Below are 13,037 nucleotides of genomic sequence, written 5' to 3' on the forward strand. Positions count from 1 at the left end.
ATGAATAATAAGCTAGTTATACTTTCTATTGCAGCGTTTTCACTGACGGCCTGCAAAAAAGAAGCTCCAAAACAGGACGGGCCAAAACCTTATCCTGTGATCAACGTGGAGGCGAAAAATATCGTAGGCTATCAGACATTTCCGGCTACCATCCAGGGAAGGGTTAACAATGATGTCCGCGCAAAAATACAGGGATATATCACTCAGGTTTTAGTAGACGAAGGGCAGTATGTTACAAAAGGACAGCCTTTGTTCCGTCTTGAAACCAATATCCTTACCGAAAATGCTGCTGCTTCCAAAGCCGGTATCGGTGCAGCCGAATCTACCATTGCAGCAGCACAGGCTTCTGTAAATGCAGCTCAGGTGGAAGTCAACAAACTGAAACCTCTTGTTCAGAAAAATATCATCAGCAGTGTACAGCTGCAGACCGCTCAGGCTAATCTTGCACAAGCTCAGGCTCAGTTGCAGCAGGCTACAGCAGCCAAAAGACAGGCGGTTGCCAATTATAAAGGGGTAGAAGCCAATATCGAGTACTCGGTCATTCGTGCGCCTATTTCAGGAGTAATAGGAAGACTTCCTTTAAAAGTGGGAAGTTTAGTAGGCCCTACAGATCAGACTGCTTTAACGACTATCTCAGATACTTCTGAATTGTATGCTTATTTTTCCATGAATGAAAAAGAATATTTTGATTTCCTTGAAAAATCTCCGGGAGCCAGTATGTCAGAGAAGATCAAAAATCTTCCGATGGTTGAGCTTCAGTTGGCCAATGGAAGTATCTATTCTGAAAAAGGCAGAATTGAAGCTATTACAGGGCAAATTGATGCAACAACAGGGACCATTCAGTTCAGGGTTGCTTTTGCCAATCCGCAGAAATTGCTGAGCAATGGGAACAGTGGATCTATCAGACTTCCAAAAACGTATGATAATGTATTGGTCGTTCCGGAAAGCGCAACTTACGAACAGCAGGGTATCGTTTACGTGTATAAAGTGGATAAAGGAGATACGGCAAGAAATGTGGTGATCAATGTGATCGACAGAATTGACAATATGGCCTTAATAAAAACGGGTATCAATAAAGGTGAAATGATTGTTGCTGCAGGGATCGGAGGATTGAAAACAGGAACTGCCGTAAAGCCGAAACCAGTAAAAATGGATAGCCTTGTACAATCTATAAAACCGAAATTCTAAAATGATTAAAAATTTTATAAACCGACCGGTTTTATCCACCGTAATCTCAATCTTGATTGTGATTCTCGGGGTTTTGGGGTTAATTGCCCTGCCAGTCACACAGTATCCGGATATTGCACCGCCCACAGTAAGCGTTTCAGCGAACTATACGGGAGCCAATGCGGAAACTGTTATGAAAAGTGTTGTAGTACCTCTGGAAGAACAGATCAACGGGGTGGAAGGAATGGATTACATTACTTCCAGTGCCGGAAATGATGGTTCAGCACAAATTCAGGTATTCTTTAAACAGGGAATTGATCCGGATATTGCCGCGGTAAACGTACAGAACCGTGTGACCAGAGCAACACCCTTACTTCCGAGTGAAGTGACCCGTTCCGGAGTTGTAACACAGAAACAGCAGACCAGTGCATTGATGTATATGTCTTTCTATTCTGAAAATAAAGACCTGGATGATGTATACCTTCAGAACTTTTTGAATATCAATGTTATTCCGAACTTAAAGAGAATTAATGGAGTAGGTGATGCCAACGTTTTCGGGGGTAAAAACTATTCGATGAGAGTTTGGCTTGATCCTTCAAAAATGGCAGCTTACGGATTAACTCCGGATGATGTTACGGCTGCAATTAATGAGCAAAGTAGAGAAGCAGCTGCCGGTTCTATCGGGCAAAACAGCGGTAGCTCTTTTGAATATATCATTAAATATGTCGGTAAATTCAACGAAAAGGAACAATATGACAATATCATCATTAAAGCGCTTCCAAGTGGACAGAATTTAATGCTGAAAGATGTAGCTAAAGTTGAATTGGCAGGACAGTCCTACACAGGAGTCGGTGAAAACGGAAATAACCCTTCCATCAGTATGGGGATCTTCCAGACGCCGGGTTCCAATGCCCAGGAAATTATTAAAAACATCAAAACCTATCTGAAATCAGCAGAAGGAAGCTTCCCTGAAGGGGTAAAATATACGTTTAACTTCGATACCAACGAATTCCTTGAGGCATCCATTGAAAAGGTAGTTCATACCTTAATTGAAGCCTTTATTCTGGTATTTATCGTAGTGTATATTTTCTTACAGGACTTCAGATCTACCTTAATTCCGGCCATTGCGGTTCCGGTATCTATTGTGGGTGCATTTTTCTTCCTGAATTTATTCGGATATTCATTAAACCTTTTAACCTTATTCGCATTAGTGCTTGCAATTGGTATTGTGGTGGATGACGCGATTGTCGTCGTCGAGGCCGTTCACGCCAAGATGGAACACGGTATTTCCGATGCTAAAAAAGCAACCGTCGAGGCGATGGATGAAATCACAGGAGCTATTATCTCCATTACTTTGGTGATGGCAGCGGTATTCGTTCCGGTGACGTTTATTACAGGTCCAACGGGAGTTTTCTACCAGCAGTTTGGTATTACGCTGATCATTGCGATCATTATTTCTGCAATTAATGCATTAACGCTGAGCCCGGTTTTATGTTCATTATTCTTAAAACCTCACTCAGAGCATCACTCAGAATATAAAAACTTAAACCTGTTACAGAAGTTTTTCTACAAGTTTAATATTGCTTTCAAAACGGCAACCGACCGTTACGGAAGAGGATTTGTGTTCTTATTGAGACATAAATGGGTAACACTGGTCATCTTTGCTGTGACGGCAGGGATCCTTTACTGGGCAAGTGGAACTATGAAAAAAGGTTTCGTACCTACAGAAGACAGAGGGATTATCTTTACAGATGTACAGCTTCCTCCGGGAGCTTCTATGGAAAGAACATACAACGCTTTGAAAACACTTCAGGCTAATGCTTTAAAAGTTCCGGGAGTACAAAACGTAACGATTTCTACCGGTAGAGGTTTCTTATCCGGAAACGGAAGTAACAACGGTCTTGCCTTTGTGAAGCTGAAACCATTTGACGAAAGGAAAAAAGACGGGCAGACCTCTGAAGATATTACTAAAAAATTATTCGGTATTTCAGGAAAAGTTCCGGATGCGAAAATCGTATTCTTCCAGCCGCCAAGTGTACCAGGTTTTGGTAACAGTGCCGGTTTTGAAATGGTATTGCTGGACAAATCAGGAGGAGACTATGCTGATCTCGACAACAAAACCAACGAGTTCATCGGGAAGCTGATGCAGAGACCTGAGATTGAATTTGCCCAGTCATCATTTAATACAAAATACCCTCAGTATCAAATGGACATCAATGTTCCTTTGGCCAAGCAGATGGGTGTTTCTGTAAACACGATTTTAAGTACGATGCAGGGATATATCGGAGGGGTTTACACTGCCGACTTTACAAAATACGGGAAACAGTTCAGAGTAATGGTTCAGGCACTTCCTGAAAACAGACAGAACATCAATAACTTGAATGAACTGTATGTGAGAACTGCATCCGGAGTCATGTCACCAATCTCTCAGTTTGTAACGCTGAAAAAAGCATACGGACCACAGTCGGTAAGCCGGTATAACCTGTTTACCTCTGTGAAGATTACAGGTGCCAACTCTGCAGGATTCAGTTCAGGGGACGCGATTACAGCGGTACAGGATGTTGCCAAAGAAACTTTAAATCAAAATTACGATGTAGAATTTACGGGATTAACAAGAGAAGAATTAAATTCAGGATCTCAGACCCTTTTGATCTTTGGATTAAGTTTAATTTTCGTTTACTTTATTCTTTCTGCTCAATATGAGAGTTATATCCTTCCGTTGGTTGTGGTCATTTCTCTTCCTCTTGGGGTAATGGGAGCGTATTTCGGACAAAAAATAATGGGCTTGGAAAACAATATCTATTTCCAGATTGCTTTGATTATGTTGGTCGGATTGCTCGCGAAAAACGCCATTTTGATCATCGAATTTGCCGTTCAGAGAAGGCATCATGGGGAAACCATTGTCATGTCTGCCATCAATGCTGCAAAAGCCAGGTTAAGACCGATTCTGATGACCTCATTTGCGTTCATCTTCGGATTATTGCCATTGGTTCTTGCGAGTGGAATTGGAGCGGTAGGTAACCGGTCTATTGCAACAGGTGCGGCGATAGGATTATTAATAGGTACCATTTTAGGACTTTTCGTAATTCCTGTTCTGTATGTGATTTTCCAGACTTTACAGGAAAAAGTGAAGCCGATTAAAAGAGAAGATATCAATTTAGCAGAATAAAATTAATTAGAGAAGTTAGAAGCTAGATATTAGAAATTAGTCTAAAATCCTGTCTGGCTTCTAACCTCTAACATCTAATTTCTAATTTTTTATAATGAAGAGTTTATTAAACATCATAAAAGGAATAACTTTTTCAGCTGTCATACTGGGAGCCATTACATCATGTATGGCCAGAAAAGACTATGAGAGACCGAAAAACGTTGTAGACGAAAAGCTTTTCCGTACAGATATGCTTCCTTCGGACAGTGTAAGTGTAGGAACCGTTTCGTGGAAGGAAATTTTTACGGATCCTGTATTGCAGGGACATATTTCCAAAGCTTTGGAAAACAACTTAGATATCAGGATTGCGCTGCAGAGCATTGGTTCCGCAGAAGCTTACCTGAAGCAGAGTAAAGCGGCCTACCAGCCAACCCTTTCTGTAGGACCGAACTATACATTTCAGACGCAGTCTATCAATACACAGTTTGGACAGATCATTGGAGAAAGACGTTATGTCAATCAGTTTGATATTACAGGAACTATCGGATGGGAAGCAGATCTTTGGGGAAAATTAAAAGCTCAGGAAAAAGCTCAGCTGGCGACGTATTTAGGAACTGTTGCTGCTCATAAAGCGGTTAAGAGTGATCTGGTAGCTTCTATTGCTTCGGCTTATTACCAGCTTCTGACTTTTGATGCTCAAAAAAGAATCATCAATGAAACCATAGCGGTAAGAGAAAAGAACCTGGAAACTACCAAAGCATTAAAAATCTCAGGAAATGTTACTGAAGTAGCGGTACAGCAGAGTGAGGCGCTTGTTTTCAATGCAAAGTCCCTGCTGATCGATATTGAAACGCAGACTCAGTTGCTTGAAAACACGATGAGCCTTCTTCTTGGAGAACCTTCTCATTCGATTGCAAGATCTACGCTGGAAACACAAAAACTTCCGATTGATCTTAAATTGGGGTATCCTGCACAGTTACTGGCTAACCGTCCGGACGTGATGAGAGCGGAGTATAGTCTGATGAATGCCTTCGAGCTTACCAAATCAGCAAAAGCTCAGTTTTATCCTACGTTAAAGCTTACAGGAAGCGGAGGATTGCAGTCGGTGGACCTTGATCATTTGTTCAGTGTGAACTCACTGTTTGCAAATGTGGTTGCCGGTCTTGCCCAGCCAATTTTAAATAAAAGACAGATCCAGACGAATTACGACGTCAGCCTTGCGAATCAGGAAACGGCTTATCTGAATTTCAGAAAAACTGTTCTTACAGCCGGAAAAGAAGTTTCAGACGCGATCAGAGTATTTTCAGTTCAGGATTCTTTTATTGAATTAAAACAGAAAGAACTGGATGCCTACAAAAAGTCTGTTGACTACTCTCAGGAATTAGTCAACTACGGTATGGCCAACTATCTTGAAGTACTGAATGCAAGTGTGAATTCATTAAACGCAGAGTTGAATATCTCCAATGCGGAATACAATAAAATGAAAGCTGCCGTAGAGCTGTATCAGGCTCTTGGTGGTGGATGGAAATAATCATTTTCATTCAATCAGTAATAAAAACGTACGTCAGAAATGATGTGCGTTTTTTTATTGGCTGTATGTTTGTTGGATTAATCGAAAAGACGCACTGAAAATTTATATGACTCTGATCTAAGGCCAAATTAATAGCCTATGCGTCTTAGCGTTCTCCAGCAATAATTATTTAGTATTAATTTTGAATGCTTTTTTGGTAAACGCAAAGTCGCAAATAAAATGACTTTGGTTATGCTTTAAGGCTCAAAGATTTTATCTGCGATAAAATTGATGAACACTGTCATTGCGAGGAGTGTAACGACGAAGCAATCTCATCATCTTCCTTAGCTGAAAATCTTTGATTTTCTTGCGCCTTAAATCTGCGTTTTAATATTGAAATCCTTGCGCCTTTGCGCTTTTCCAACAATAAAAACATCATTATTAAAGGTCAGTATAATAGTCTATTAAAATTTGAAAACAACAGAATGGATAATTTTATTTGTATATATGTAGTAAACTACGTAGTTTTGTACTGTAAAATAAACAAGACATGAACGTACATATTCAACAACTAGACAATACGTATTCCGATCAGCTTATCGAGATGATTCTAACTATCCAGCAAAAAGAATTTAATGTGCCTATTACTATTGAAGACCAACCTGATCTTAAACAGATCGAAAGCTTTTACACGGAAGCAGGTGGAAACTTCTGGGGAGCTTTTATTGACGGAGAGCTTGTGGGTTCCATAGCATTGGTTAAATTTGATGAAAGGGAAGGAGCAGTCAGAAAAATGTTCGTCAAAAAGGAATTCAGAGGAAAAGAACTGAATATTGCCCAGGAGCTTCTGGAAGTATTGATTTCTTTCTGCCGTGAAAGTGGAATAGATGCGATCTACCTGGGAACAGTTAATATATTAAAAGCAGCCATCCGTTTTTACGAACGAAACCATTTTGTACAGGTGGAAAAAGAAAATCTGCCGGCCCGTTTTCCATTGATGAGTGCGGATAATGTTTTTTATTCTTTAATCATAAACCAGACGGTATGAATATAATAGATGAATCGGGGATTCTTGCAATTTCCACCAGACTTCAGCGTCTCAGTGAGCAACTTAGAAAAGATGGTGCTTTGATCTATAAATCCTTTGGAATTGATTTTGAGCCGAAATGGTTTCCTGTCATTTTTACATTGCATCACAAAACCATGCTGAGCGTTGTAGAGATCGCAAACGAAATAGGATACACGCATCCTTCAACCATAAGCCTGCTTAAAGAACTCGAAAAACAAAAGCTTATCCAGTCAAAAAAAGACAAACAGGATGAGCGCAGAAGACTGATTGTACTGTCTCCAAAAGGCATTGAACTGATTGAAAAAATGAAACCCGTTTGGGATTTGGTCTCAAAAGTATTGGGTGAGATTGCCGATAATCAAAATCATCTTCTGAAGGCTATTGACGAAGCAGAAGCCAAAATTGCTGAGCAGTCTTTTTATCAGAGGGCATTGCAATTAAAGAATTCAAAGTAAATATATTGATTGCCAGTTATTTGTTGATAATACAATTGCGAAATTTCTTATGAATCTCTTTAAATCGTTAGTAGTAAAGGAAAGTTTACTGTAAAATTTGAGAAAAAAAGTGAGAAAATATTTGGATATGCGGTTTAAATACTTACTTTTGTATCGCTTTAAACAAGTAGGGGGATTGGCGCAGTTGGCTAGCGCGTTTGACTGGCAGTCAAAAGGTCACGGGTTCGAATCCCGTATTCTCCACTGAGCAGATGATTTAAATTTCATCAAATACGCTTGAAAAGTTTATTAATCCTGTAATTCTTCGGAAATACAGGATTTTTATTTTTAGATCAAGTCATTCATTTCTTTTAAAAATGGCTCTATCCATGATATTTTAGTGGCAAATAGATAAGATTGGAAAAGAGAGTTAAGAAACGCTTCTTTAATCCTGTTGTTAGTAATATTCAGTCAATCATGGAGTACTGACCCTGTTTTTTTCGTTGTTCAATAGAAAGAAAAAGTATAGTTTTACGTATTCCTGGTTTATGAAAAAAATATCTCTCTTTTTTTCTATATTGTATGTTACGGCTTTATTTTCTCAAAAGGAAGATTCGGCAACCCTTGTATCAGAAGTTAAAATTGAGGCTTACAAAAAACCGTCAGGCTTTATGTCTTCCACAAAATCAGTTTCTGTGGTTTCTGAAAATCTACTCCGTCAAAATACCCCCGAAAGAATGCTGGAATCCATCAATCAGACGGCTGGTGTCAGGATGGAAGAAAGGTCTCCGGTAAGTTACAGGCTTTCTATTCGAGGCAGCACTTTGAGATCTCCTTTTGGTGTTCGTAATGTAAAAGTGTATCTGGATGATTTTATTTTATCTGATGCTTCCGGAAATACGTATTTGAATGTGATTTCTCCTGAGCTGATCGACAGGATGGAAATTTACAAAGGCCCGGAAAGCGGAGACTATGGAGCCGTTACGGGAGGTACTGTTCTTCTTAAAACCAAAGATTCGGAAAACCTTTCTGCACGCCTTTCCATTGGAAGTTATGGAACTTTTAATGAGAGTTTTAATCTATCAAAACAGCTTGGGAAACATTTTTTTGAAATTTTTCAGAATCACTACCAGACAGATGGGTACAGACAGCAGTCTGAAATGCTCAGGAAGCAGATCTTCATCAAAGATCATTTTCAATATTCAGAAAAAGGGTTGCTCCGGGCTATGCTCATGTATACTGATCTGGACTACCGGACTCCCGGGGGATTAACTCTTGGACAAATGCAAATTGATAGAAAACTGGCAAGGCCTGCGACTCCTGCGCTGCCTGGTGCTTTGGAACAAAATGCAGGAATCCGCAATAAAATGATTTTGGCAGGTCTTTCGAATGAATATAATTTTACTCCCGCTTTTTCCCATTTTATTTTAGTTCAGGGATCATATGTTGATTTTAAAAACCCGTTCATTACCAATTTTGAGAACCGTTTTGAAAAGAACTTTGCTTTACGAACCCATTTAAATTATGAGAAAAACTGGACGAAAATTTCATTAGCCTGGCGGTTTGGCTTCGAAGGAGGCCTCAACGATATCCTAGTGAAAAACTATGATAATAATAAGGGATATATAGGCAATCCTCAAAATTTTGACCGGATCAGAAATACTTCAGGTTTTTATTTTCTGTCCCAGAAACTGAATTTTAATGCTAAACTTTTTACTGACATTTCTTTGAGTCTCAATTCAAATTCCTATAAAGGAGAGAGACTTTATCCTCAGTCACAGAACCACAGCGTACATTTTAAGGACCAATGGCTTCCCAACTTTGGACTGACCTATATGCTGGCAAAAGGTTTTTTAGTCAGAGCAAAGATAGGTAAGGGAAATTCTGCTCCTACCAATGAAGAAATACGATCATCCACTCAGGAATTTAATGTTACCCTAAGCCCTGAATTCGGATGGAATAAAGAGGCTGGCATCAGAAAGCAGTTGGGGAATTATCTTTTTATAGAAGGGAGTTATTTTGACTTCCGTATGAAAGATGCGATTGTGAGAAGGCAAAATGAAGCGGGCCAGGAATATTTTGTCAATGCAGGAGAAACAGTTCAGAAAGGTTGGGAATTTTTTTTGGAAACTAAAGATTTTGATCTGAAAAATGATTTTTTCAATAGAATAAAGTTTCGGTTTTCAGGAGCGTTTTACCAGTTTAGATTTCAAAATTACCGGCAGAATGAAAATGATTTTTCCGGGAATGATCTGACAGGGGTTCCCGGAACGACGCTTAACAGCTTGCTAAATTTTACTTTTTTCAAAAAACTGTCTGTCGATTATTCCCATTTTTACACTTCAAAAATACCTTTGAATGATGCTAATTCTGTATGGTCAGAGCCGAGTTTAATCGGAAATATACAGTTAAGGTTTCCGGTCAGTTTGGATAAAACAAGACTAAATCTGTCCTTGCAGCTTCAGAATCTTTATAATGAGAACTATGTTTCCGGTTTTGATAGTAATGCTTTTGGAAACCGGTATTTTAATCCTGCTTCGAAAAGAAATTTTGTGCTGGGTATTAAAGCGGATTTTTAATTCCTGGAGCTCAAAAGGATTTATTACATTGGTCATAAAGCACATGATCATCATTATTTTTCAGCAATAGATTTCCTCTAAATGATAGAATAGGATACACTAGCCCAATTTTTGCTAGAATTACTAAAGCTTATATTACTTTACTGCTTATATAATATGAAAATAAAGTGATATGCTGATAAACTATTAAATCACATAGCGAAAAAAACATATATGAAAAAAACTCTTATCCTGCTGTTATCATTCGGATACTTCAGCATTTTTTCACAGTCAAAAGTCATGGTCAAAAATTCCGGTGATCAGTCACCCATTTCTAATGCAACCGTTTCCTGTAACAGCAAGATAATAGGCAGGACAGATGCATCAGGGATGTCTGTTTTTACAACAAAATGTAAAAAAGTAGAAATTTCTGCAAGCGGATTCCAGAGTGATGATGTTGTTGTTGATAAAGTAATGGAAGTCTTTTTAGCTAAGACCGATCCCAACGTCAAAAATATTCAGGCCATAGTTTTGGAGAATAAAAGTGATCCCAAGGCATTGGAAATTCTCAGGAAAGTCAACGAAAATTACCAGCAGAATTCTCCTAAGAGCTTAGATTCTTATTCATTCAAGTCCTATGAGAAAATTTCTCTGGATTTTGATGAAGACAGTATCAATGCTTACAATGCTTATATCACCAACCGTATCGACTCGCTTAAGAAGCTGCCGCAACGATCCATGAAAGCTGCAGAGAGAAAAGATTCTCTGGAGTCTGTTAATCTGATGAAGCTGGTAGGCGGAAGTAAAATGTTTTTGTGGGAAAGAGCTTCTCAAAATCTCTATTCAAAAAAGTACGGGGAGAAAATCAATATTTTAGATAACAAAGTGGCAGGTCTTAAAGAGCCTATCTATGAACTGATGGCTTTCCGTTCCAACAGAAATCAGATTCCAAAGGAAGTCCGTGAGGAAAATAGGAATCTTTATCGTTTCTTTTTAACAGATTCTATCGAAATAGAAGGACGGGAGAATTATGTCATCCGCTTTCGACAGGTTGATTACAAACAGTCTGCAAAACAAACAAAATACAATGGGTATCTCTATGTGGACAAAGCAACCTACGCGCTGAAAAAAATAGAAAGCAACAGTAAAATTAAAAGTGAAGGCAGTATTACGAGCATCTGGAAACCTGTTGAAAATAAATGGTTCCTTGTCAAAGAAAACTACAAGTTGAAAATGGGTTCTGCCTCTTTTGATAATGAGGATAGTAAGGACAAAAATAAAACCAAAGAGGAGAAAGAATCCGCTAAAAAGCACATGAAAAAGTTTGGCAGTTATGCTTTTGTTACTGCTGATTATTTTGATTTCAAAACCTCTATTGAAGAAATACCTGAAGATTTTAAAGGCTACACGATGAGCGTGAAAAATTCAGACGGAAACAGCATCGATCAATACCGTACCGAAAATCTGACCGGCCGGGAAGCAGCTACTTATACCAAAATCGATAGCTTAAGTGCTAAATATAAACTCAACCAAAGGGCAAAAGCATTAACCGGTTTACTCAAAGGCAAAGTAAGACTGGGAATGTTTGATTTTGACCTGGCTCGGGTAATTGGTTACAATAAATATGAGCACATCCGTTTGGGTGCCGGTGTCAAACTGAATGAAAAGTTCAATAAGTTTATTTCTCCGGATGCTTATTTTGCGTATGGTATTTATGATCAGGATTTTAAATACGGAGTTGGAGTAGACGTACGTACAACGTTGCAGAAAAATTCATTTTTCAGGGCTGAATACTTTGATGATGTGATGGCAGCGGGTCGTTTTTCTGAAAACTTATGGAATTTCAGAATGAAAATTATGAACTCCGGAGTTGCTCTGAATAATAACGTTTTTTTTGGGTATAAAGGTTTTAAAGTGAGTTATGAAAATGACATTACCAATGCCTTAACGATTAATATTGCAACTAAAAGAACCCAGGAAGAATCAAAATTTAATTATAATTTTAAAGAGCTAGGAAGCCGTTTCGATATTGCATCATCAACCATCACATTAAAATATTCTCCCAATTCTAAAAATATAATGACTCCTACCGGAAAATACACCTACGAGCAGAATCTTCCGGAGCTCTATCTTAATTATGAACAGGGATATAAAGCGTTGGGAGGTGATGTTCAGTTCAGTAGATTTGATGCGCTATTTGTCCATAATTTTAAGACTAAGCTAGGTTTAACAGGAGTGAGGCTTTATGGAGGTTTGGTTACCGGTGATGCGCCCATCTGGAAGAATTTTACGCTGAACGGGCTGGGTAATGGAAACGGAGGATTGAATTTCAACCTTACTTCCTATCTGGGTTTTGCCACCATGGAAGGCGGGAAATATTATAATGACAAGTTTGTAGGTGCTTATCTTACGCATAGACTGCCTTGGTATTTCAAAAGCTTTGGGAAGAATGTTTCCAGTTTCGATGTGATCTACAGAGGAACCATCGGCGATATGAAGAATCCGGAATTTCATCAGTTTGAATTTAAAAAATTAGATCATTTATATAATGAACTGGGTCTGGAATGGAATAATTTCTTATCCTCCCAATTTAATTTAGGGTTTTTCTACAGGGTAGGCTATTACAATACTCCAAAATTTAAAGATAATTTCGCCATTCAATTTAAGCTTAAACTTCTGGGATTCTAAAATTTATCTGGGATGCAGTTGCTGAAAAAAAACGAATTTCAGAATGTTAATCTGGAATAAAACTGTGGTGTTTAGCTACTCAATGGCTATTGTTTACGCTTTATCAAACTGCATTTGTATAATCAAGGTAATTTTTCCGGACTATTAATCATTTTGCTAGAAATTGAATAAATGTAAATATCAACAGGGTATAGCAGCCTGTTTTATCCGTTAGAACGTTAACCGGGAGACTTTGCTGTTTCTAAGTTTTCCTTATTAAAAATTTAAAAATTGGATCGTTTAAGAATATAATATATTAAAAAGGAGTGTGTTTGATTAATTTTATATATTTGTGATAAGAGATCACCGTTAATAGAATAATAATATTGTTATCATTTTAGTCAGACTGAGAGTCCATCTGTCAAACTGAAAAAATAAAGCAATGCTATCATCGTTACGGTATACACCAAAAACTTTTTAAAAA

General features: G+C 38.3%; 7 protein-coding genes and 1 tRNA gene. All 8 read left to right on the plus strand.

Annotated elements, in window-relative coordinates:
• The 8 genes from BUA72_RS14590 to BUA72_RS14625 all read left to right on the plus strand — a co-directional run bounded on the left by BUA72_RS14590 (window position 1) and on the right by BUA72_RS14625 (window position 12,574).
• Window positions 1–1,188, plus strand: a complete 1,188-nt coding sequence (locus BUA72_RS14590) for an efflux RND transporter periplasmic adaptor subunit (RefSeq protein WP_047453255.1) — start codon at window positions 1–3, stop codon at window positions 1,186–1,188.
• A 1-nt stretch (window position 1,189) separates the two neighbouring features.
• Window positions 1,190–4,336, plus strand: a complete 3,147-nt coding sequence (locus BUA72_RS14595; protein ID WP_072923566.1) for an efflux RND transporter permease subunit — start codon at window positions 1,190–1,192, stop codon at window positions 4,334–4,336.
• Window positions 4,337–4,430: 94 nt separating this feature from the next.
• Window positions 4,431–5,846: a TolC family protein gene (locus tag BUA72_RS14600; protein WP_034727868.1), complete on the plus strand. Its 1,416-nt coding sequence runs from the start codon at window positions 4,431–4,433 to the stop codon at window positions 5,844–5,846.
• Window positions 5,847–6,375: 529 nt separating this feature from the next.
• The gene (locus tag BUA72_RS14605) at window positions 6,376–6,873 is read left to right on the plus strand and encodes a GNAT family N-acetyltransferase (protein ID WP_072923567.1); all 498 of its coding nucleotides are present in this window, start codon (window positions 6,376–6,378) and stop codon (window positions 6,871–6,873) included.
• Window positions 6,870–7,349, plus strand: coding sequence for a MarR family winged helix-turn-helix transcriptional regulator (locus BUA72_RS14610; RefSeq protein ID WP_047453247.1), 480 nt, complete (start codon window positions 6,870–6,872; stop codon window positions 7,347–7,349). Before BUA72_RS14605 ends, BUA72_RS14610 begins: the two co-directional genes overlap by 4 nt.
• A 169-nt stretch (window positions 7,350–7,518) precedes the next feature.
• A tRNA-Ala gene (locus BUA72_RS14615) sits at window positions 7,519–7,592 on the plus strand.
• Between the two features lie 284 nt (window positions 7,593–7,876).
• On the plus strand, window positions 7,877–9,907 hold the full coding sequence (locus BUA72_RS14620) for a TonB-dependent receptor (RefSeq protein ID WP_072923569.1): 2,031 nt from the start codon (window positions 7,877–7,879) through the stop codon (window positions 9,905–9,907).
• A gap of 213 nt (window positions 9,908–10,120) precedes the next feature.
• Complete coding sequence (locus tag BUA72_RS14625; RefSeq protein WP_072923570.1) at window positions 10,121–12,574, plus strand: hypothetical protein; 2,454 nt, start codon at window positions 10,121–10,123, stop codon at window positions 12,572–12,574.
• Window positions 12,575–13,037 lie beyond the last annotated feature (463 nt).

The organism is Chryseobacterium sp. OV279, assembly GCF_900128945.1.
Lineage (GTDB): Bacteria > Bacteroidota > Bacteroidia > Flavobacteriales > Weeksellaceae > Chryseobacterium.